We start from the raw sequence: 23472 nt of genomic DNA, 5'->3' as shown, positions 1-23472 counted from the left end.
AAGCTGTATCTGAATATATAAATTATTACAACAACAAGAGAATTCAATCAAAAACAAAATGGATGCCTCCTGTACAATACAGGATAACATCCACTTGTCTAAACTAAATATATATGTGTCCAGAATTCTGGGTACACATCAAAATCGATTTTGTAGAGTCACCCCCGCACAGTTTATTAGATATCTAAAAAGCTTTTATAAAGCGAATTTAGATATCAATAAACCACTGCGTCTATGAGTTATCATATACACTTTTTTAAGGTTATTCTATTATTTGTTTAAGATGCTGGCACAACGTGGACATAAACCTTCTTCGTTTACTTCATCTACGATGTTCCAACAACGGTCACAACGGTGTCCTTCAGCTTTAGTTACTTTAACAGTAGCAAGATCATAAGCTACACCATCATTTTCTTTAACAGCAACTTTACTTACGATGAAGAATTGGTTTAAGTTATCAACAGAGTTTAATAACTCAACAACTTCTGCATCGTTACTGTATACTTCAACAGCTGCTTCTAGAGATTTACCGATAACTTTTTCATTACGGCTTTCTTCTAATGCTTTATTCAAATCATCACGAACTTCAAGAAGTTTATCCCATTTAGCTTCTAACGCAGCATCTTCGATTACATTTTTAGCTGGGAAGTCAGTTAAGTGAACAGACTCAGCATCTTCATATGGCATGTTGTCATATACTTCTTCAGCAGTGAATGAAAGAATTGGAGCAAGTAATCTAACAGATTTACTTAATACTGTGTAAAGAACTGTTAACATACTTAAACGTTTTTGAGAATCTTCACCTTCGATGTAAAGGATGTCTTTCCCATAGTCTAGGTAGAATGAAGATAGTTCAACGTTGAAGAAGTTGATTAGTTCAGTAGTAATACTGTTGAATTGGTAGTTTTCATAGTAATCTAATACTTTTGCAACAACTTTCTCGAATTTTAGAACCATATATTTGTCTAATTCTTCAAGGTTTTCGTACGCAACTAAATCAGTTTTGTTGTTGAAGCTTCCGTTAAATAAGTTTCCTAGTAAGAAACGGAATGTATTTCTAATTTTTCTGTATGTTTCAGATACTTGTTTTAAGATATCTTTAGAGATACGAACGTCTTGAGTATAGTCAACACTTGCAGACCATAGACGGATAATTTCAGCACCTAATTCTTTACCTACATCGTTAGGAGAAATAACGTTACCTAATGATTTACTCATCTTGTTACCATTACCATCCATAACGAATCCAGCAGATACTAACTCTTTATACGGAGCTACTCCAGATACAGCTACAGAAGTGATAAGTGAAGAGTTGAACCATCCACGGTATTGGTCACTTCCTTCTAGGTATAAGTCAGCTGGGTAAGTTAAGTCCTCACGAATTGCACAACATCCTTGGTGAGATGTTCCAGAGTCAAACCATACGTCCATGATATCCATTTCTTTAGTGAATTCTCCGTTTGGACTTCCTGGGTGAGTGTATCCTTCTGGTAATAATTCTTTAGCATCTTTGTAGAACCAAACGTTTGATCCTTCTTCTTCGAAGATTTTAGCTACGTGTTCGATTAATTCGATATCAAGGATAGCTTCTCCGTTTTCAGCGTAGAATACAGGAATTGGCACACCCCAAACACGTTGACGACTGATTACCCAGTCACCGCGGTCACGAATCATGTTATATAATCTTGGTTTACCCCATTCACTATAGAATTTAGTGTTATCTACAGCTTCAAGTAATTCGCTACGGAATGCTTCAACAGAACAGAACCATTGTGGTGTAGCTCTGAAGATAATTGGTTTTTTACTTCTCCAGTCGTGTGGGTATGAGTGAGTGATATCTTCTTGTTTTAATAATGCTCCAGTTTCATCTAAGTGAGCAATAATATCTTTGTTCGCATCAAATACGAATTTACCAGCGAATTGTCCAGCTTCTTCTGTAAGAACACCTTGGTTATCAACTGGTGATAATACTCCAAGTTTGTATTGTAATTGACCAACAAGATAGTCATCAACCCCGTGTCCAGGAGCTGTATGTACTAAACCAGTCCCAGAATCAAGTGTTACATAATCAGCTAAGATTAATGTAGATGTTCTATCTAAGAATGGGTGTTTACATAATAAGTACTCTAAATCTTTACCTACTAATACTTCACCTATTTCATAGTTTTCCCAACCGAATTTTTCAGCTAAGAATGCTACTCTTTCTTTAGCTACTAAGTAGCTTTCTCCGTTATATTTAACAACTTGGTATTCAAAGTCTGGGTGAACAGCGATACCTAAGTTCGCAGGTAATGTCCAAGGAGTAGTTGTCCAGATAACAAACTTAGTTCCTTTTTCTACAGCACCATTTTCACTAACTAATTCGAAAGCAACATAGATAGATGGTGAAGTGTGATCGTGGTACTCGATTTCAGCTTCAGCTAATGCAGATTCTGATGATGGTGACCAGTAAATAGGTTTTAATCCTTTGTAGATATAGCCTTTGTCTACCATTTTACCGAATACACGAATTTGTTCAGCTTCAAATTTTGGATCTAAAGTTAAGTATGGGTTATCCCAATCACCTAATACTCCAAGTTTTTTGAAGTCAGCTCGTTGCTTATCAACTTGTTTTAATGCATAATCTTTACATTTGTTTCTAAATTTATTAGCTGGCATAGATTTTCTATCAACACCATTGTTTACTAATACTTGCTCGATTGGAAGACCGTGAGTATCCCAACCTGGAACGTATGGTGAAACAAAACCATTCATGTTTTTATATTTAACGATAAAGTCTTTTAAGATTTTGTTTAATGCGTGTCCAATGTGGATGTTACCATTCGCATATGGAGGTCCATCGTGAAGTACGTATGAAGGTTTCCCTGCGTTTTTTTCTAAAATTTTGTTATATAAATCCATTTCTTCCCAACGTTTTAGGAATTCAGGTTCTTTATTTGGAAGATTTCCACGCATTGGAAACTTCGTTTTTGGCATTAATAATGTATCTTTTAATTCTACCATTTTTTCTCCTTTCAAAATAAAAAACTCTTAGTAAAAGTTATAGAGGGCGAAATGTATCCACGGTACCACCTCTTTTAACTCCTACCAAGAGCACTTGTTTGTTCTATTAAAATTATTACACAATAAAGTGATAACTCCTATGCTTCTATAAAACTTTCCACCAACCAGTTTCTCTCTAAAACTCCACACAGTCGTCTTGTCTTTATTTACGATATGTATATTATATTACATCAAGATAAAACTTTCAAGTCTTTTATGTGAATTTAATTTGAAATTATCTGAAAATATTCTGAAATTAAGAAAAAGACTTTTGAAAACCTACTATTTGAAAGATTCCATATTTAGAAATCCTTCTAATAATTGTTCATTTTCAAAAGTCTAATTATTTTATACTCTTCGATATGCGTTAAAATTCTCTGCAGCATATTTCAACGCTTTTTCTCTGCTAAGTGATGCAGTGACATTAATATTACTATCAGTAACCTCTACATTATCAACAACAACCGGTAAATCAAGTGACTTAATAGTAATAGTATTACCGTTAACCCTTGCTCCACTTCCAGAAAGAGCTTCTTTTAAATATTTTTCCAAAGCAAAATTTGGAATTGGAACCTTACCAATTTTAGCATCTTTTAGAATTAAATCTACACTATTGTTAGCTCCAGTTACTTTTATATTCGTATTTATCATTGTATCCCAAAGCCCTAATTTAACAGGTAATTTCGCTTTAATATGATCATCAACTAATTTATAACTACCATCTAGTAATTGAGAATCGTCTGATACAGCATTCTTAAATATAGATAGAAATGTATTATTATTAATTTTTAATGATGTTTTAATATTTGAATCAACTAATTTAAGATTTGAAATAAAATCTCCATTTAGATCCTCTAACTTAATCTTAGCATCATGATTCGCTAATTTTTCTGAATTATTTATACTTTCACTTGGCGTCAATGCATATGTTGCACCACCACCAAAAAGAGCCAACACTACTAGTAACGCTAGTATTTTTCTTAATACTTTCATTCGAATCTCCTTTATATTTTGCCTTCCTTCTAATAATATTATATACTATATAGTGAAAAGTTAAAATTAAGTTAAACTACAAAATAAAACTAGTAAATTTTAATGTACAAAATATATATTTTACGTTATAATAATTAGTAACCTTTTTAGGTTACGAATACATAAAGGAGATGATATTTATGAAAGAAAAAATTTCTATTAAGAAATTTACTATGAACGTTCTTAACGGTATCGCCCTAGGAACAGTTCTATGTTTAGTGCCAGGTGCATTACTTGGTGAGTTACTTAAATATATAGGTAAGGTTTATCCTTCACTTGCATTTTTATCATTATCAATAACAATTTCTAACGCTATGATAGGTTTAGCTTCAGGAATTATTATTGGATTATTCTTTAAATTTACACCTGTTCAAAGTGTATCTATTGGGTTAGCTACTCTATTTGCGAGTGGTTCAATTATCCCTACTCCAGACAAAACAGGTCTTATGTTAAAAGGTTCTGGAGATATCGTAACTATGATCTTTACAGCAGCATTAGCAACATTATTCATCCTACTAATTGGAGACAAAGCTAAAAACTATGCGGTAATCATCCTACCTCCATTAACACTTGTAATTATCGGAGGTATTGGTAGATATACTCTTCCATTCTTCTCAGGAGTAACTAAACTTTTAGGAGATGGAATCAAACATCTACTTACATTACAACCTATCATTCTTACTATTCTTATCGCGGTTATTTTTGCATGTCTTGTAGTTTCTCCAATTACATCAGTTGGGGTTGCGCTAGCGATTAATATCGACGGAATAGCTTCAGGAGCTGCAAACCTTGGAATCTGTGCATGTGGATTCACACTAGCAATAGCAGGATGGGCTGTAAACTCTAAAGGTGTTTGCTTCGCGCACTTTATCGGATCTCCAAAGATTTCAATGGCTAATATTTTCGCTAAACCGAAGATTATGCTACCTGTTCTTTGTAGTGCTGCTGTTTCAGGTGTATTTGCAGCAATACTAAACATTAAAGGAACAGCAATGAGTGCAGGATTCGGATTCAGCGGTCTAGTTGGTCCATTAGCACACCTTGCGACTACTGACGGAAGTACTTTAGAAATATTAAAAGCAGCAATCGTCTTCGTAGTAATTCCTGTAGTTTCTGGTTTCTTCTTCGTAAAACTATTCACGAAAATTGTACCAATTATCAAACCAGAAGATTACAAACTTAACTTATAAAATAATTTGAGACGACTCGAAACCATTTTGAGCCGTCTCCTTTTTTTACCTCCTAATTCACTTAAACCTTGCATAAATCATCCTCATAAATTATAATGATTAAAGTATTAATTTTTAAGTTATATATATTATCGACAAATTTAGAAGGAGTAGCTATGCTAAATCTTATTCGAAATAAAAAATTCAATGTTTATAAAACATTAAATATAGTAAATCCCCTAATACCTATTGCTACTGATGAAATGTTTTTACGTACAATTTCTGGTAATGATGACTGTATATTACACATGTACACATTGCCGAACTCAGCAATAATCGGAGCACCAGATACGCGTGTTCCATTTTTCGATGAAGCATTATTTTCTTTTTATAGAAATAATATTATTCCTGCAGTTAGAAATATCGGGGGATTAGGAATAATTTCAGACAAAGGTATATTAAATTTATCTATCATTATGAATAAACCAAAAGAAAACTTTTCAATTAATGAAGGTTATGAATTAATGACAGAATTTATCAAAGCAGTTTTCCCAGAAGGTGCTAACAAAATCGAAGCTATTGAAATAACTAACTCGTACTGTCCTGGTGATTATGACCTAAGCATAAATGGAAAAAAATTCGCTGGAATCGCTCAAAGAAAGATCAAAGATTCAGTAGTTGTTTCTATATACATCAGTGTCTTTGGAGATCAACAAAAACGTGCGAATATAATGCGAGAATTTTACGATATTGGCATTAAAGACCAACAGATAAATTACAAATATCCAAAAATCGACCCGAACTGTATGGAAACATTAGAAAAACTTCTTCATAAGGAGTTTACTCTAGAGGATGTATATGAAAGAGTTGAAAAAGTACTTTATTCACTAGACTGTGACCAAGTTGAAGGAGAATACACAGAAGAAATGATAGAAGAATACAATAGTATCTTCGAACAGGCTAAAGAAAGAAATGAAAGTTACTTAGAAGGAAAATAGTAATCTCATCGGTTTAGGAATTTAGAAACAAAAATAATAAACATACAAAAAAGCTAGTCAGAAAATAATTCTAACTAGCTTTATTTATATATTTTATAATAAATGTAAAATCACATTTACCCAAAGCCAACTAAATGGCATTACTAATATCATCGCAGGTACCATATCTACAACCGGAAACATCTTGAGTTTCAATATTCTAAACCCAGCAGCAACCATTAAGAAACCACCACAAGCTTTAAAGTCATTAATCATTTCAGGTGTCGTTAATGGAACTATTAATCCTGCTGATAAAAATAATAACGTAAAAATAACAAACTGCGGTACTGCTATTAGTGAAACAATATACCCAAGATTACAAGCAAAGATAGCTGCCGTAAAGAAATCAAGAATAGACTTCGTAATTAATAAACTTGGATCACCTGTTATACCTTCATTAAGACTACCATAAATTCCCATACCACTAGAACAAAATAGAACAATTACGGTAATCAACGTAGCTAAAAATTCTGTTTCTGACATAGAACTATTAGGTTTTGGAACAACTTTTACCATAAGTTTCTGCATTTTCGCACAAGCTCTATATACTAAATCACCAAGATTAAAAAATAATCCTACTAATGTCCCTATAATAATCGCGAATATCACCGCTGGCATATATTTCATAAGACCAATCGATGCTATTCCCATCCCCATCGAACAAAGTCCAAAAATCATATTCAACTGTTCTTTATACTTTTCCGGTAATTTATCTCCCAACACAGCTCCTGCTATACCTCCTAAAAATATAGCAATCGTATTAATTATTATTCCTGTTGGCATTTTAAATATCCTTTCTCTTTAAACTTTCTATCATAAATACTCCAACATCTATAATAGGAAGTTTAGTAATTTTCTCAAGTTCTTTTTTAATATAAGGAAAGTGAGTGCACCCAAGAACAACTGCTTCTACATTCGTTAATTCGAAATAATTAAACAATGTCTTAAAGTTAAATTCTTCGACAATTTGTTCTGGTTTATTCCCCTCTTCAATCGCTTTAACAAGCTCCAACATTGATAATCCTAAAACACGAAGACGCGGATTCGAAACATATAGATTGTTCTCAACACCTGTAAGACCATGAGAGTTCGCTGCCATTACAGCTAAATACTTATACTCAAGTCCTAGATTTCTATACATCTGCATAGGAGTAATAATAGAAATATTCTTTTTTTCTGCCAATCTATCAAAATCAACAACCGAACTTAGGGAATTACAGTATACAAAAATCGCATCGCAACCTTTTCCTTTTAGTTCATCTATAATTTTCACAATAATATTTTCACGTTCTTCATCTTCTAAAGCCTGAAACGTAGTTTGTTCTACTGGATTATTAGAAATTGGCACTAAAACTACATCATCATAGCCATATAAATTCAGTAACTCCGCACCTAATTTCGAATCAATCGGTGTTCCAGCCATAACCGCTATCTTCATTCAAATTCCTCCTACACAAATATTTCGTTCGTCAATTTATTTATTTATTTTATCATTATACTACAAATTTCGTTTCTATAAAAGATAATAATTACCATACTTTAATCTTTTAATTTTCATATAACTTAATACAAAAATAGACCCAGGATTTCTCCTGAGGTCTATAGTTATTTGAGAGTGACTCAAAAATCGTGATTTCAGATAAATCGCATTTATTGAGTTATTCTCTATATTGCGCTAAATCAATATATTATTTAATATCAATTTTCAATTCATCATCTACATAGTCTAAGTGGATTTCCATTCCATCTTCGATACCATGGCGGATTAATTCAACTGAAAGTTTGTTTTCGATTTGACTTTGGATGAATCGTTTAAGTGGACGAGCACCGAATTTCATATCGAATCCAGCTGTCGCAACCCAACCAGAAATATTATCAGTATATGTTAAAGTAATATTTCTGTTAGCAATACGTGCAACAAGTTCGTTAAGAAGTTTATTAGCGATACCTTTAATATTATCTTGTGTTAATGGTTTGAAGATAATTATATCATCCATACGATTTAGAATTTCTGGTTTGAAGTAACCGTAAAGTTGGTTAGTAACATTTTTACGAGTTTCTTCAGAAATTACACCGTCTTTAACTTCTTCTAATAGTTCTAATGAACCGATGTTAGAAGTCATAATGATAATTGTATTTTTGAAATCTACTACTACACCTTTAGAGTCAGTAAGTGTACCTTCATCAAGAAGTTGAAGTAAGATATTGAACACATCTGGGTGAGCTTTTTCAATTTCGTCCATTAAGATAATGCTGTAAGGATTACGTCTTACACTTTCAGTAAGTTGACCACCTTCTTCATATCCGATGTATCCTGGAGGGGCACCGATTAAACGACTAACTGAGTGTTTTTCCATGTATTCACTCATGTCGATACGCACGATGTTACGTTCATCATCAAATAAGTTAAGAGCTAATGCTTTAGCAAGCTCAGTTTTACCTACCCCAGTAGGACCTAAGAATAGGAAGCTACCGATTGGTCTATTAGGATCAGCGATACCAGCACGAGAACGTAAGATTGCATTAGTTACACTCTCTACAGCTTCATCTTGACCAATTACTTTTTCATGAATAGTATCTGCAAGATGTAATAATTTTTCTTTTTCAGTTTCTACTAGACGAGTTACAGGAATACCAGTCATTTGACTTACGATAAATCCAATCTCATCTTCAGTAACTTCTTGTTTTAGAAGTTTATATTCTTCGTGTTTAGATTTTTCTTCTAGCTCTTCTAATTCTTGAATTAATTTTGGTAAAGTAGAATATTGTAATTCAGAAGCTTTTTCTAAATCATAGCTATTTTGAGCTTGTTCTAATTCTAATTTAACTCTATCGATTTTTTCACGAAGATTTTTAACAGCTGATAATTTTTCTTTTTCACTATCAACTTGTAATTGAAGTTTATTTTGTTCTTCTTTTAGATTAGCTAACTCTTCTTTTAAGTTTTCTAAACGTTTTTTAGATACATCATCATCTTCTCCACTTAGGGCTTTTTCTTCTATTTCAAGTTGCATAACTTTACGATTAATTGTATCTAATTCAGCTGGATTAGATGAATTTTCAGTTTTAATAGTAGCACAAGCTTGGTCGATTAAATCGATAGCTTTGTCCGGTAAGAATCTATCAGTAATATATCTGTTAGATAATTCAGCAGCTTCTACAATCGCACGGTCAGAGATTTTCACACCGTGATAAACTTCAAATCTTTCTTTAAGACCACGTAGAATTGAGATTGTATCTTCTACAGTAGGCTCTTTAACAAGAACTTTTTGGAAACGACGTTCTAACGCTGAGTCTTTTTCGATATATTGACGATATTCATTAAGAGTTGTAGCACCGATACAGTGTAGTTCACCACGAGCAAGCATTGGTTTTAAGATGTTACCAGCATCCATTGCTCCATCAGTTTTACCAGCACCAACAAGCATGTGAATTTCATCTATAAATAGAATTATTTTTCCTTCTTGTTCTTTAACTTCTTTTAATACAGCTTTTAGTCGTTCTTCAAACTCACCACGATATTTAGCTCCTGCGACTAAACTAGTAAGGTCAAGTTCAAATACAGTTTTGTCTTTAAGACTTTCAGGTACATCACCACGCACAATACGTTGAGCCAGTGCCTCAACAATCGCAGTTTTACCTACCCCAGGTTCCCCTATCAACACTGGATTATTTTTTGTTTTTCTTGATAAAATTCTAATTACATTTCTTATTTCTTCATCACGTCCTATTACAGGATCAATTTTACCACTACGTGCAGCTTCTACAAGGTCACGACCATATTTCTCTAAAACTTCGTAGTTGTTTTCTGGATTTTCGTTCATAACTTTTTTACCTCCTCTGATATTATCGATAACGGCTACTAAATCTTTTAATGTAGTTACATTATCAATATATTTTTTTACTATACTATTTTTTAAATAACTCGCTAGAACTATATGTTCACACGAAATAAATTTATCTTCATATTTCTCTTTGTATTTATTAGCTTCTATTAATAAAGTATTCAAATCATTACTTAAGTAACTAGCGTAATTGATATTATCTCCTTCTACACTATTTACCTTCGCAATCTCATTATCTAACTCATGAGTTAAATTCACCTTATCAACATTTACTCTTCCTAATATATCACTATATAAATTACTACCAGTAAGTGCCGCTTTTAAGAACATCTCACTCGTAATACTTTGACTTTTTTTATCTGTTGCAAATTCGGAAGATTTCGCTAAGATTTCTTTCACACTATTAGTAAAACTATTAATATCCATTGTAAATCTCCTTTGATTAAATTATTAGATCAAACGGTACATTTATTCGTTGATCAGTATCTCTAATAATAGAAACACTCTTCAAAAGATACACCTAAATACTCAATAAACTAAAAGGTTTTATAGAATATATTTAAGTTTTATCTTTTTTGACCTTCTTTGACCTTAAATAAATTATAGCATGTTTGACCTTTTTTGACAATAGTTTTTTAAAAAAAAATTAAAAAAAGAAAAAAAGCTCATAAATCCTTTTGTTGACAAGCTTTAATCTATATATTATACTTATTATTATCTTAGAGATATAAAAATATATGCTCTACTGGTAACTTTCCCAGAGAGATTAATTTCTGCTCTGCAAAACACCTATGAAATTTCATAGGTGTTTTTTAAATGCAAAAAACACCACATATATATTATTAAAATACATATGTGGCAGTTATTTATGCATCTATATATCTAAACTCTATCTTACGTCTATTTTTTGTTAAATTAATTTGTTATTTTTTATTTTTCATTTTCTTACTATACAAATATTCAATAATTATACTTAGGATCATTATTAAGTATAATATAATAAAGGTTTTTATATGATCTTGACTTATGTTTATATTTAATGTGTTTTTTATATAAGAAAAGTATAAAATAGGAAAAAGTATTAAGCTTATTATGTTATAAAATTTATTAAGCATGATTAAATCACAACATAAGATACGTAGTTTAAGCTCATTATACTTTTACTTATATGATAATATGCGTCAATACCTTTATCTTGCCAATATAATTGTTGTATAGCTTGTTCAGATCTAAAAATGTGGTTATTAAATTTACCTAATGATAAAATAGAAGTCGTTAACTTAAATTTTTTATATTTCATAAGAAGAACCTCCTTTATAAAATAGAAATTAAAAATAAATTTGCAACTAAACATTAATAATACTTATATTCCACTATCTAAAATATATCATGAAAATCTAATGATAACAATATGAAAATTAAGAAAGGTGTTCGTTAGTTGAAAACGCTTATCTAGCATGCAACTACATAAGCGGTTTTCTAATTTAATCTTATTCTTTATTCCTTCTCACTCACAAAACCATTTTTTTCTAATAGTTCTTTAGTTACTTTTTCTATTCCTGAAGGTTGTGCGTAGAAATCAGCGAATTTCTTAGTCCATGTTTTTGTCTCACGTGCTTCAGCGAAGTCTACCATAGTTTGACGGTATTCTTTTAATACTTCAACATTTGATTTAGGGAATTCATTGTATCCTACATTAGCCGCTTCTGGTAATCTAGGTTTAACTTTTTCCGTAGATAACTCTTCATCTTTAACACCGATACTTAGTCCACATAGGAACAAAGCATTTTCGGGAATATTTAGTAATTCAGAAATCTTATCTCCAAAACCTCTTACTCCACCACAATAAACAATTCCATATCCTAAAGACTCAGCAGCTAATGCAGCATTTTGCATCGCAATACCAACATCTAAAGTACCGATAAGTAGTGGCTCATATTGATTAGTAATATCAAACTCTCCACCTTCAATATCAAACGCTAATTCAATGTTAGTATAATCTAAACAATATAGTAAGAACGCAGCAGAATTTTCAATATGAACTGCATTACCAGGTGCTTTATCAAGGATTAAATCAGCAATTTGTTGTTTAGTATCACCTGTTGTTACGATAATACTATAGTGTTGTCCATTCATCCAGCTAGATCCTTGTTTAGAACTAGCGATAATTTGCTCAAGATGTTCTTTAGGTAGTTCTTTTCCTTTTACAAAACTACGAGTTGAACGATGATCTAACATCGTTTTAATAACTTCATTCATATGTTACCTCCGAAAAAATTCTAGTAATAGTAATTTAATTATAACGTGAAAAAGAATAGAATGAAAGGAAATAGGCTGGTTAAATTCTATATTTTTAATCTTTATAAAGATACACTATATCCATTCCGTCTTTTATATTCACAATCTCACCTGTTTTCTTATAACCCAACTTCTCATATAAATAAATATTACCTTGTTCTTGTAAAATTGTATCTAATTGCCAATGATGTGAACCATATATTTTTTCTACTTCTCTCATAGCAAGTTGAGCAAGTCCTTGATTTCTAAACGCAGGCATGATCCAAATAGGTGCTATACGTTTCCTACTTCCATCTTTTTTATCTATGACTCTAACCGCTCCAACTTTTTCATTATTTATAGTAATAAAATAGTAACTAGTCCAAGATTGTTTATATTTATTCAAAACATTCTCATAACTTTCAGTAGCTGGGCTCATATTATAATCTTGATACTTTTCTAATAGACCCTTAAATGCCTTTACTTGCATCTCCCATATTTCTTTCATATCAGATTCTGTTACTTTTACTAATGCAATATTCATTTATTATTCCTCCAGTTCTCTAATTATCAACTAAAGTTATTTTAACCCAAATTTTCAATACACCAAATAAATGCTTTAGCTACACGTATATCTGAATTACTAAAATGCCCACCTTTATTCCATTCTAATATTGTTTTTATTTTATCATTTTTTAATAGTTCTTCCTGTTTTCTAATATTATCTCCAACAGCAGACATTACTTTATTTTTCGTTTTCTCCTCAGTATCACCTAAACTTAGGTAAATAGTGTTGCTTAATGGTGTATTATTATTCATAAATTCTTCCCAGCCATTAAACCAAACAGAAGGAGAAGCGGCAGCAATACCAGAAAATATATTTGACTTATACGCACTCCAAAGACTGAATAAACCTGCCAAAGAATATCCACCTAGAATAAACTTAATATCATTATCTAGATTATATTTTTCTTTAACCGTTGGTATAAATCTACTTTCAATAAATTCTAAAGTGTCTTTAGCACCTGAACCAAAAGATTTATTTCCAAATGCCGGAGGGGCTTCCCAAGGAGAAAGTTCACTATTCCAATCCTCTATTTTAAAAGCAATAAGCGAGAATTGTTTATCTATATTATCTTGAATTTTTGCAACTTCGTTATCCAATACTTCAATATCATGTCCATCAACAGGTTGGATCAATAAGTATTTTGCAGTATCAGTTATATATCCAATACAAGATTTATTGTCTATTAAAAAATTCTCTTTTCTGTGTTTCATTAATTTCTCTCCTGTAACATTTCTTTATACATATATAATATAATTCTCTTCATTTCTCTTTAAACATCGTCTTCTAACTATATTAATAGTTTTTTAGTATTCCATTAATACTGGATACTTCATAAGAATTCCTATTAATTCTTAACAAAGCTTATTCCCTTTTCTCTATCATTACCATATTTTCATTTTATAATCTATTATTAACTCTTGCTACAATGATACCATTTTTAGTAGTAATGTCAATAGCTACACCCAGAATATTACTCAAATTTCACAAACATAGAAAAAGCCTTTGGAATCAGCTATTCCAAAGACTTTCGATTATTATTTTATATATCAATTACTAATAATACATACTATTTCATTCTTATGTATACACGTCATGTCATAATTTTTATAGTTAGATACTAATATGTATTATTAAACTAATTTTTCATAACCTTCTTTAATTTTATTTAATAAAGCTGTATCTGTTAATTCTGTTACTTCCCTTAACGCTTCGATAACACCTTTTTCTTTAATTAGTTGTTCAAGTTTTACTGATTGTTCATCTTCTTCAGATTTGAATGTAAGAATATATGAACAAGCTTTTAATAAAGCACTATTTGATAATTCTAATTCTTCTGTTTCTCTAATAGGTTTAATAAATCTTTCATTATAACCTAATTTTCTTATAGGAGTACGGCAGATTCTAGAAACATTATCTACGATACGTGGATTTTCGAAGCGTTTAATAGTTTTATTTCTATAAGCTTCCATCTCAGCTTTATCAAATCCCCATTTTTTCTCAAGTAATGCACTAGTTTCTTCTAATACAGCGATGAAATCTTTTCTTACGTCAGCATGTTTAGCACCATCTGAAACTAATTCAATACCTAAGTAATTCGCTATATAACTTAGCGCCGCATGTCCTGTATTTACCGTAAATAGTTTTCTTTCGATAAACGGATTAAGATCTTCTACGTAGTGTACTAGTTCAATATTTCTATTACTTTCTACTTTAATTTTATCCGCTTCTATTACCCATTCACAGAATTTCTCTACTTCAACTAGAAGAACATCATCATGTTTTTGAGCTGGTACGATTCTATCTACTGCTGAATTTGGGAATCCTACATATTTATTAACAAATTCTTGTTCTTGTTCTGAAAGATGTTTGAACACTTCCATTTTTAAAAATTCAGATCCAGAAATCATATTTTCACAAGCGATAATATCTAATAATTTAGTATTATTATTCGCTACTTTTAATTTTAATCCTTCTGCGATGTCTTTTGCTATGATAGGTAGAACATTCGGACCTATAGAAGTAGTAATTAATTCTACTTCACCTATAGCTGTATAAAGTTGTTCTTTTTCTTCAGCAATATTCAGAGCATCAAAATTATTTAGTTCAACTTCTTCAATATTTTCATCCAATATTCTAATAGTGTATGTATCACGGAGTTTTAAATCATTAACTACATCTTTATTAATATCTACAAAAGTAATGTGATATCCAGATTTATTTAATAATTCTCCTATGAAGCCACGTCCGATATTTCCTGCACCAAAATGTAAATTTTTCATTGTAATACCTTCTTACTAATTTTATATTTTATTATTCAACTTCTGATAATAAAGTAATAACTTCCTCTTCAGTAGCTGCGTTTACTAATTTTATAACATTTTCTTGTTCTGAACAGAAGATTGCTATTTTTGATAAAAGTTCTAAGTGCTCCCCATCTTTACCAGCGATACCGAAAACTATGAATACCATCTTGTCTTCTGTATCTTCAGGTTTAGCAAATGAAACCCCTCCTGGAATTTGTATAATAGAAATCCCTGTACTTTTAATTGATTTTTTAGCTTCATCAGTTCCGTGAGGAATCGCAATAAAGTTCCCCATATACGTTGATACGATTTCTTCTCTTTCTAACATCGCAGGAATATAGTCGCTATCTACATAACCATTTTCTACTAAGATTTCTCCTGCTTTTCTAATAGCTTCTTCTTTGTTGCTAATTTCTTGTCCTAATCTAATATCTTTTTTTGTTAAATTCATCTTCATTTCTCCTTCGAGTTTTCTTGTTCTATTTCTTATAAGTTAATTATACCTTTAGTTATCCTTCTAAACAATATCAAAGTCGGCGAAACACTTTTTGCCAAAATAGAGTTATAAATACTGCCAAAAATAAATTCAGCAGTAAATCACTTTAAAACATCACTATATATGAACTTCCTTTACAACAAAATAACGACCTGAAACTAATTTCCAAGTCGCTATTATAACTATAACTGTAAAATATAATTTTTCAAGATTAGTTCAATCTTTGTAAGGATAAAGTCTTTATTCTTACTAGCCAATGCTTTAGTAAATACCTCATCATCTAATATCGCAATACTAATCTGACTAAGTAAATCTGTAAATTCTTGTTGATTTTGACTGACCATCACTATAAAATTATCAACATTCTGATCACTACCCATTGAATCCTTCATAACGATAGCATCACTTAATGAACTAATAATAACAAATGGTTCTTCGATATCATTATTCAAAGTATGGAAAAGAGCTATATTAGTATTAGGGATAACTACTGAACTCTTATTATGTCTTTCTAATAAACTATTATAAATTTCATCTTTGTTAGTAATATTCAGTGCTGAATTTGTCAGTATATCATCTAATATCACTTCATAATCATCTAATTTTTCAGTTTCAACATACTCAGTGTTCTTCAAAATAATGCGACACGCACTGCTAAGTTTATCAATATTGACGATATTTTCTCTTTTAACAGTATTATTTCTTTTGAAACTTCTACTAGATAATATTTTCTCACGAATTAAATTTATATCTTTTTCTTTTAGTATAGTCGGGATTAATAAGTAATCGACATCTTGTTCCAGTTCGATTGAAGATATAACTACATCATAATTGTTTACTAAAGATTTAGTTACCTTACTAGGAATTGTATATTCTAGATTTTTTATTTCAGGAATATTCTTTCTAATCTGACTACCCAATATTTTTGAACTTCCTATACCACTAGCGCATATTACAAGAGCACGAATAAAATTCTTTCTATAAATTTGTTCATAACTAGAAGCAAAATGTATAACGATATAACTTAACTCCGTAGAATTAAACATTATTTCATCAAAAACAACTAACAGTTCTGACTTAATTACAAGATATAACTCATTGTAATTTTTCAATACGAAATCTTGTAATTCATCATTCTCCTCTGTTAAGTTCATCTGATGTCTTTTTATCGCCGATTCAACATGTGCGATAAGACCACTTGAAAGATTTGTATCTTGCGTGAAGTCCACATTCATTTTTTCAGAAACATATTTTATCAATAGACTAATCTTATACACTAAAGTATATGAATACTTATCATTTAAATATGAAAGTTGCTCGATTAAACGACATGTTTTTAATATTTTGACAAGGAATTGGATTATATCATCTGTAATATCAAAGTCAATTATATCTTTAGAAGCGGTTAATAGTGACTTAATACTATCATATTCTTGTTTCGTACTATTTTCTTTAATATCAGTTGGATATGACATTCGAAGAAAAACTACATTTAAACTTATAAGGATTTTCTTTATACTAGAATCAGTATAAATTTTAAACACATCGAGATGTTTGTTTTGATAAAATACCTTTTTTAAAAAATCAAAATTCAAGAATTTTATGAATGGATTACTTGATAAAATACTACGATCATTTAGTCTAGTAAAAAATTCCTCATCACTAATTTCGTTACATAATAATGAAATTAGCAGTACTCTACGATCTACCTCACTACCTTCTATTTCAATACCATGACCTTTTTTTCTAATTAATGTCAGTTTATAATCAGACAGAATCTTTTCGATAGTACCTATTGCAGTAGCAACAGTATTATAACTTAACATTAGTTTCTCAGAGATATCTTTAATCGAAGTATCTTCACTTAAAATTAAAAAGCATAATATTAAATTCAATCTAGTTTCTGTTGAATATGCATAATCTTCAAAACTAACTTCAAATAGTGAAGAATCCAACTCAGATAAATCACCTTTTAGTACATACTTAGACTTTTCTTTCGTTAAATCTATTCCTAGTTGATCTAATGAACTTTCTAAGTTTTTAATCTCTCTATAGAGTGTTCTTTCTTTTATTTTTGTAGCCTTAGCTATCTCTTTTATACTTAGTGCTTCATCAGTATTTTTTAACAAAACTTGTAATATTAGTTTTTCACGTTCGTTAAACATATGACCTCCATTCAAAAAATATACAAAACTTTATTTCATAATAAAAATATGACTTCCTCTTAGTAATGCATAGCGCCTTATCTAAGAAGAAGTCATAAACACTACCGTCTCTATTTACAAAATATTATATAGTTATTTTTCTATTTTTGCAAATTCTCAACGATTTCATCGTATTTTGGACTGTTTAGGAAATTATCTACAGATACGTGTAGAGCTTTTCCATTCATTTGTTTCGCTCTTGGCGTTAATTCGTTTTGAGTTACGATTAATAATCCACTTTCTTCATTTAGATTTCTAATCGCTACGTTTGTTACTTCATAATCAAGTCCAGCTTTTTTCACTTTGTTACGTAGTATAGAAGCACCCATTGCTGAGCTTCCCATTCCTGCATCACAAGCGAAGATGATTCTTTTAACATCAGCATAAGAAGTCTCACTTGCAGTATCAACTGCTACGTCTTGACCTTTTGATTCAGCTTTCATGTTGCTTACTTTGCTTTGTGCTGATTCTAAATCTCCTTCACTTTTATCACGTTTTAAGATAATACTTGCGATTACGAATGTTACTAAAGTAGATACTACTACACCAGCTACTACAGCAAAGTAACTTCCAGTTGCTGTTTGAGCAAGTACTGCTAAAATACTACCTGGTGAAGCTGGAGCACGTAGACCTGCACCTAATAATTGGAATGTTGCTGTACCACTTACTCCACCTGCCATAGCTGCGAAGATTAATGAAGGTTTCATTAAGATGTATGGGAAGTAGATTTCGTGGATACCACCGATGAAGTGGATGATTGCTGCACCTGGAGCAGAAGCTTTAGCAGAACCTTTTCCAAAGAACACGTAAGCTAATAAGATACCTAATCCAACACCTGGGTTAGCTTCTAATAAGTATAAAACTGATTTACCAGTATTTAATGCTTGTTCAGTTGCGATTGGTGTTAAGATACCATGGTTAATCGCATTATTTAAGAATAAGATTTTTGCTGGTTCGATAAACACGTTAGCAAGTGGTAATAAATGCGCATTAATGATTACATCTACACCAGCACTAAGTGCATTAGTAATAACTTTAACAATAGGTCCAATTCCAAAGAATCCTAAAATAGCTAAGATAAATCCAAGAATACCAGCTGAGAAGTTGTTTACTAACATCTCTAATCCAGTTTTAATTTTTGGTTGAACTGCTTTGTCAAATTTTTTCATTAGGTGAGCTGCGATAGGTCCCATAACCATAGCTCCTAGGAACATTGGTGTTCCACCTAAACCTTTTTCTGTAATTGTCACTGTTCCAACAATAACACCCATAGTAGCAATCGCCGCTACAACTCCTCCACGTTCATCATGAACGTTTTTACCAGCTGAATAAGAAATTAATAGTGGTAATAGGAAGAATATCATTGGTGCAACTAATGCCGCAAGTTTTGCGTTTGGCATCCATCCTGTTGGTATAAATAATGCAGTAATTAATCCCCAAGCTATGAATGCACCAATGTTAGGCATTACCATACTTGAAAGAGCAGTACCGACTTTTTGAACTAAAACTTTAAAACTACTTTTATTTTCGCTCATAAGTATAAATCTCCTTTTGTTTTTTACTTTTATTTTATGAACTCATTATACATTCTGCCTAGTCAACGAACAATATCAAAGTAGGCAAAATGAATTTCGCCAAATTGAAAACGGATTAAAAAAGCCTTAATATCAGCATTTTAATAAATAATTTCAGCTTGGCGAAATAATTAAAAATAATTATTATTAAGTGTTAACAGTGTTATAAAAAATTAAAATTTCATCAAAAAATTCGGACTGATATCGTATCAATCCGAATTAAATTTATTTTACAGCAAATTCTTGGCTACCTAGTTCAGGTCCAGCCACACCTTTGTAAGCAGTAAGTTTTACCGGTGTAGTCAAATCTGAAAGTTCATAAGCTACAGCACCAGAAACAGTTCCATCTTTTTTAATAGTCGCTGATTGATCACGAACTAATGTTTTATCTGGATGCATAGCAACTTGAAGTTTATTAACCTTATTCTTATCGTTATCTTGAATTGCTCCTTGAGGGAATGAAGCAAACCATGCACTCATTGGGTTAATTATATCTTTTCCACTTTTGTTAGTAGTATCATACCAAAAGGCTATAACTGGTTTCTTACCGGATTCATTTCCTTCAGCACCTACTGGAATTACTTTATATTTAGTAATTTTCAAATCAATATCTTCCATTGATACTTTTCCATCTTTAAAAGTATACTCCCCTTCTCTGCTAGAAGAATTCACTTTATCTTTATCAGTTTCATTTTTTACTGGATTTTCTTTCTTTTCTTCCTTCATTGTTGAACATCCAGTTATTAATAAACTAGATGCTATTAATGCTATTAATAATTTTTTTGATTTCATAATTTCACACTCCTTTTATAATTTAATTTATATTTTAAAAATCTACAATTTTATTATAGAATTTAATAATATAAAATACTTAATAAGAATAATCACTATCTTCTTGTGGATCAGCAACTTTTCTAGATATATTCTTATGTAATTTTCTGTTAGTTTTTATTTTTTCAATGTTTGATATTTTATTTTTTGCAACCCATCCTATTGAATCTTCTGGAGGATTATTTTCATCTATCCAAATAAACTCAATCCCAATTTCATCTGTATCTACATACTTTGTAAATCTTATTGCATTTATATGTAATTCAGCTAATCGTTCTGAAGTTAGTAATTCTCTTTCTTCTAACTGAAATACTCCTCTTAACAACCACTCACCCAAAATATCTTGTCTATCAATTGATTGAATAGCCTTTCCTGCATCTTGGTTGATATATGCTTCTATTACGTTTCCTGAAGAAATGAATTTAAGTTTAAATGTTCTATTTTCCTTTGATAATGCTAATGAAGATTTACCCTCTTCTAATTTCCCTGCATCCTTAGCAAAAAAATCTGGAAAATTTTTGTGGAATTTTTTAGAATCTGGAATAGGAATATATACTTCCCCTACAGGTCTATACACCATTTTTTCAATTTCATTCATTAAATAGTCATCATTTAGATTTTTTATATAATCTATTAGTTTGAATCTTAGTAGTTTTTTCTCTGCCGTTTTATTCTTTTCAATCAATATTTCTTTTAATATATTGATTATAAAATTGGTATCCTCAATAGTAAAGTTCTCTTTAAGATATTGTTCTAATTTTTTTATTCTCTTTTCTCTACTGTTTTTCCCAATCTTACTTGAACCATCAAATGCGTTAAAGCCTGAACTTTCTTCTACTTTCCCATCCTTATTAGCTATCATCCATGATACTGTTTGTAATATCTTGTTTTTTTCAGAATTTCTAGAAAGCAAATGTAAATTTTCAAATATATAAAACGGATCTTTTACATACTCTAGTTCCCATTCTTCTAATACTATATCTTTATTTTTAAAATTCATATATAATTGACTATCTGCTGATGTGTATTTATAATAGTGTTTTCCATCATTAAATTTAAAGTTTGTAGGAGTTTTTAATGACGTTGCCCCTTCTATTTCAATATTTTCTATATCAATCGGTAAATAATCAATTTCTCCAACATAAATTTTAGGATTTTCTCCTTTTTTTGATGGCATTAAAACATGATAGACTGATTTAACCGTCACATCATCATATACAAATCCTTTTAATTGCTCTTTAGAAGAAGCAATACGTTTATTTCTAAGTAATGATATTTCTTTAGCTAGTTCATAATAGTAATTGTTATTTATATTATCATTTTCTTCTTTTGTTTTTACAGTTTGTGAATTGTCTCTTATAGTGTTGAATTTATCTATCCAACCTCTTGATTGACTATCGCTTTTAAATTGAGCTATTTTTTGATCTCCAGAAGAAATTCCAAATGATTTTATCCCTACTAAGTATTTATTTTTTTCATCTAAAATTATAGAAGCATCAAATGATGTATTTGAAATATCTTCGCCGAAAGCATTGAATGATTTTTGAAATACTGTTTCTTGAAATTTTGAGTTAATAATAGGTGCTACAAAATCTTCACTTTCTTCATCTTCCTTTTTTTGAGAAAAAGCTTCACTTAAGCTCGCAAAGTTTGTTATTAATAATTTGTAATTCTGTTTATCTTCTTTATTTAAATTAAACCACATGACTTATCCCTTTATTTATTAAATCTCTACTATGCTATAAAATTCTAAGCTCCCACCTTTTTTTACTAATTTTAGATATTCTTCACTAGTTAAAGTAGGTAATTTTTTATCATAATTTTTTATACAACTCTTAGCTTGTTCAAGCGTTTCAACTACTTCTTTAACGTATGATTCACCTTCGAAACGGCTTTGCATTTTTGTATATATTATAGAGTATCCAGAGGACATTTTCGTTTCATTTTTTTGTATGAATCCTCCATCTAATGCTGAAGAAATATTTTCAGCAATTCTAGTAATCACTGGTACTACTACACTATTCCCAGCTTGTTTATACAGCTGACCATTAGAAACATCCTCAGGTAGTTTATAATCTTTAGGGTATCCTTGAGCATTAAAAGTTTCTTTTGGAGTTAATTTTCTTATCTCTCCTGATGATGTACATATTAAAGGAACATTATGACCACCAGTTCCCATATTAGCTGTTAGTGCAGGAACTACTCCACTTTTATTTTCTCTAACATACTGTCTTCTCCATTGATATACAGTATCCTGACTAGTTATTTCATCTTTTAATTTATCATAAAATGGTTGTTTCCCATCTCTATAATAATATATTTCTTTTTCTTTTAGATCAAAATTAATAATATCTGACAATTTTGTTTCCAATTTTATCTCTTTTGGAAATTCAAATTTATCAAATGATTCTTTCTCTAAAAAACCAACTATATATATACGTTCTCTATTTTGAGGTACATTTCCATAATCTTTTCCATTTAGTACTTTCCATTTAATATAATAGTTATTTTCAGTTAAAGCTTCTTTTATAACTTTAAAAGTATTACCATGGTCATGAGTAACCATGTTTTTAACATTTTCTAAGAAAATAGCTCTAGGTTGCTTGTTTTTTATTATTCTTAACAATTCAAAAAATAAATCGCCTCTTTCATCCTCAAACCCTTTTCTATAGCCTGCTATACTAAATGCTTGACACGGGAATCCTCCCACAATAACATCTAACTTTTCTTCCTTTATTTCTTCTGGTTTTACTTCATGAATGTCTCTAGGATCCAGAAAAACATCAGGAAAATTTAATTTATATGTTATTCTAGCATTTTTATCAATTTCATTGGCATACACCACTCTGAACTTATTAGTTTTTTCAAAACCTAATTCAATTCCACCAACTCCGCTAAAAAAAGCGGCAACATTATATCTTGTAGAACTTACAGAATTTGTCATGTATAACTTCTCCTTTAAAAATTTATTAACACCTTATTATATCATAAAATTATGTATAATGTTTTTTATAGTATTTATTTTTAATTTAATATTACTCTTATAAAATGTATAGATACTCTATTTTTAGTAATAAGAAATTACATATTAAAT

General features: G+C 30.5%; 19 protein-coding genes. 3 read left to right on the top strand and 16 right to left on the bottom strand.

The features are described 5' to 3' along the window. Positions 1–107, top strand: a 107-nt coding sequence (locus ACWOA3_RS02055; protein ID WP_456883914.1) for an IS3 family transposase, incomplete at its 5' end; no start/stop codon positions are given. A gap of 163 nt (positions 108–270) precedes the next feature. On the opposite strand, the gene ileS is transcribed toward ACWOA3_RS02055, so the two are convergent. Beyond that, positions 271–3003 carry an isoleucine--tRNA ligase gene (gene ileS, locus ACWOA3_RS02050; RefSeq protein WP_456883913.1) on the bottom strand — a complete coding sequence of 911 codons (2733 nt, stop codon included), beginning with the start codon at positions 3001–3003 and terminating at the stop codon, positions 271–273. Positions 3004–3390: 387 nt separating this feature from the next. Then, positions 3391–4035, bottom strand: coding sequence for a hypothetical protein (locus ACWOA3_RS02045; RefSeq protein WP_456883912.1), 645 nt, complete (start codon positions 4033–4035; stop codon positions 3391–3393). 179 nt (positions 4036–4214) lie between these two features. Between ACWOA3_RS02045 and ACWOA3_RS02040 the strand changes: the two genes are divergently transcribed. Then, the gene (locus ACWOA3_RS02040) at positions 4215–5264 is read left to right on the top strand and encodes a PTS transporter subunit IIC (protein WP_442565844.1); all 1050 of its coding nucleotides are present in this window, start codon (positions 4215–4217) and stop codon (positions 5262–5264) included. 95 nt (positions 5265–5359) lie between these two features. Continuing rightward, on the top strand, positions 5360–6241 hold the full coding sequence (locus ACWOA3_RS02035; RefSeq protein ID WP_456883911.1) for a lipoate--protein ligase family protein: 882 nt from the start codon (positions 5360–5362) through the stop codon (positions 6239–6241). Positions 6242–6334: 93 nt separating this feature from the next. Here ACWOA3_RS02035 and ACWOA3_RS02030 read toward each other — a convergent pair whose 3' ends face one another. The 14 genes from ACWOA3_RS02030 to dcm form a co-directional block, all read right to left on the bottom strand. Then, entirely contained in the window at positions 6335–7063 is a 729-nt protein-coding gene (locus ACWOA3_RS02030; RefSeq protein WP_003146211.1) for a DUF554 domain-containing protein, read from the bottom strand. A 1-nt stretch (position 7064) separates the two neighbouring features. Further along, on the bottom strand, positions 7065–7718 hold the full coding sequence (locus ACWOA3_RS02025; RefSeq protein WP_456883910.1) for a glutamate racemase: 654 nt from the start codon (positions 7716–7718) through the stop codon (positions 7065–7067). A 250-nt stretch (positions 7719–7968) separates the two neighbouring features. Beyond that, positions 7969–10551, bottom strand: coding sequence for an ATP-dependent chaperone ClpB (gene clpB, locus ACWOA3_RS02020; protein WP_456883909.1), 2583 nt, complete (start codon positions 10549–10551; stop codon positions 7969–7971). 691 nt (positions 10552–11242) lie between these two features. Then, on the bottom strand, positions 11243–11425 hold the full coding sequence (locus tag ACWOA3_RS02015; RefSeq protein ID WP_003146215.1) for a hypothetical protein: 183 nt from the start codon (positions 11423–11425) through the stop codon (positions 11243–11245). 197 nt (positions 11426–11622) lie between these two features. Beyond that, complete coding sequence (locus tag ACWOA3_RS02010; protein ID WP_456883908.1) at positions 11623–12384, bottom strand: nitroreductase family protein; 762 nt, start codon at positions 12382–12384, stop codon at positions 11623–11625. Positions 12385–12478: 94 nt separating this feature from the next. Next, entirely contained in the window at positions 12479–12946 is a 468-nt protein-coding gene (locus ACWOA3_RS02005; protein WP_456883907.1) for a GNAT family N-acetyltransferase, read from the bottom strand. A gap of 41 nt (positions 12947–12987) precedes the next feature. After that, positions 12988–13680, bottom strand: coding sequence for an alpha/beta hydrolase (locus ACWOA3_RS02000; protein WP_456883906.1), 693 nt, complete (start codon positions 13678–13680; stop codon positions 12988–12990). A 420-nt stretch (positions 13681–14100) separates the two neighbouring features. After that, a complete protein-coding gene (locus ACWOA3_RS01995) occupies positions 14101–15249 on the bottom strand; it encodes a mannitol-1-phosphate 5-dehydrogenase (protein ID WP_456883905.1) in 1149 nt (382 codons plus the stop codon). A 31-nt stretch (positions 15250–15280) separates the two neighbouring features. Continuing rightward, a complete protein-coding gene (locus ACWOA3_RS01990) occupies positions 15281–15724 on the bottom strand; it encodes a PTS sugar transporter subunit IIA (RefSeq protein ID WP_102169677.1) in 444 nt (147 codons plus the stop codon). Positions 15725–15951: 227 nt separating this feature from the next. Next, the gene (locus ACWOA3_RS01985) at positions 15952–17934 is read right to left on the bottom strand and encodes a BglG family transcription antiterminator (RefSeq protein WP_456883904.1); all 1983 of its coding nucleotides are present in this window, start codon (positions 17932–17934) and stop codon (positions 15952–15954) included. Positions 17935–18074: 140 nt separating this feature from the next. Then, positions 18075–19508, bottom strand: coding sequence for a PTS mannitol transporter subunit IICB (locus tag ACWOA3_RS01980; RefSeq protein WP_456883903.1), 1434 nt, complete (start codon positions 19506–19508; stop codon positions 18075–18077). Positions 19509–19772: 264 nt separating this feature from the next. Next, positions 19773–20339 carry a DUF5067 domain-containing protein gene (locus ACWOA3_RS01975; protein WP_456883902.1) on the bottom strand — a complete coding sequence of 189 codons (567 nt, stop codon included), beginning with the start codon at positions 20337–20339 and terminating at the stop codon, positions 19773–19775. A 79-nt stretch (positions 20340–20418) separates the two neighbouring features. Next, complete coding sequence (locus ACWOA3_RS01970) at positions 20419–22083, bottom strand: hypothetical protein (RefSeq protein ID WP_456883901.1); 1665 nt, start codon at positions 22081–22083, stop codon at positions 20419–20421. 18 nt (positions 22084–22101) lie between these two features. Beyond that, a complete protein-coding gene (gene dcm, locus ACWOA3_RS01965; RefSeq protein ID WP_456883900.1) occupies positions 22102–23322 on the bottom strand; it encodes a DNA (cytosine-5-)-methyltransferase in 1221 nt (406 codons plus the stop codon). Between the last annotated feature and the right edge of the window lie 150 nt (positions 23323–23472).

The organism is Gemella taiwanensis, assembly GCF_054054385.1.
The sequence above is the reverse complement of the archived record's forward strand: the minus strand, read 5'-3'. Positions and strand labels throughout refer to the sequence as shown.

Bases quoted from the DNA above. Each gene is read 5' to 3' on its own strand.
- ileS (WP_456883913.1), bottom strand. From the start codon at position 3,003: ATGGTAGAATTAAAAGATACATTATTAATGCCAAAAACGAAGTTTCCA.
- ACWOA3_RS02045 (WP_456883912.1), bottom strand. From the start codon at position 4,035: ATGAAAGTATTAAGAAAAATACTAGCGTTACTAGTAGTGTTGGCTCTT.
- ACWOA3_RS02040 (WP_442565844.1), top strand. From the start codon at position 4,215: ATGAAAGAAAAAATTTCTATTAAGAAATTTACTATGAACGTTCTTAAC.
- ACWOA3_RS02035 (WP_456883911.1), top strand. From the start codon at position 5,360: ATGATTAAAGTATTAATTTTTAAGTTATATATATTATCGACAAATTTA.
- ACWOA3_RS02030 (WP_003146211.1), bottom strand. From the start codon at position 7,063: ATGCCAACAGGAATAATAATTAATACGATTGCTATATTTTTAGGAGGT.
- ACWOA3_RS02025 (WP_456883910.1), bottom strand. From the start codon at position 7,718: ATGAAGATAGCGGTTATGGCTGGAACACCGATTGATTCGAAATTAGGT.
- clpB (WP_456883909.1), bottom strand. From the start codon at position 10,551: ATGGATATTAATAGTTTTACTAATAGTGTGAAAGAAATCTTAGCGAAA.
- ACWOA3_RS02015 (WP_003146215.1), bottom strand. From the start codon at position 11,425: ATGAAATATAAAAAATTTAAGTTAACGACTTCTATTTTATCATTAGGT.
- ACWOA3_RS02010 (WP_456883908.1), bottom strand. From the start codon at position 12,384: ATGAATGAAGTTATTAAAACGATGTTAGATCATCGTTCAACTCGTAGT.
- ACWOA3_RS02005 (WP_456883907.1), bottom strand. From the start codon at position 12,946: ATGAATATTGCATTAGTAAAAGTAACAGAATCTGATATGAAAGAAATA.
- ACWOA3_RS02000 (WP_456883906.1), bottom strand. From the start codon at position 13,680: ATGAAACACAGAAAAGAGAATTTTTTAATAGACAATAAATCTTGTATT.
- ACWOA3_RS01995 (WP_456883905.1), bottom strand. From the start codon at position 15,249: ATGAAAAATTTACATTTTGGTGCAGGAAATATCGGACGTGGCTTCATA.
- ACWOA3_RS01990 (WP_102169677.1), bottom strand. From the start codon at position 15,724: ATGAATTTAACAAAAAAAGATATTAGATTAGGACAAGAAATTAGCAAC.
- ACWOA3_RS01985 (WP_456883904.1), bottom strand. From the start codon at position 17,934: ATGTTTAACGAACGTGAAAAACTAATATTACAAGTTTTGTTAAAAAAT.
- ACWOA3_RS01980 (WP_456883903.1), bottom strand. From the start codon at position 19,508: ATGAGCGAAAATAAAAGTAGTTTTAAAGTTTTAGTTCAAAAAGTCGGT.
- ACWOA3_RS01975 (WP_456883902.1), bottom strand. From the start codon at position 20,339: ATGAAATCAAAAAAATTATTAATAGCATTAATAGCATCTAGTTTATTA.
- ACWOA3_RS01970 (WP_456883901.1), bottom strand. From the start codon at position 22,083: ATGTGGTTTAATTTAAATAAAGAAGATAAACAGAATTACAAATTATTA.
- dcm (WP_456883900.1), bottom strand. From the start codon at position 23,322: ATGACAAATTCTGTAAGTTCTACAAGATATAATGTTGCCGCTTTTTTT.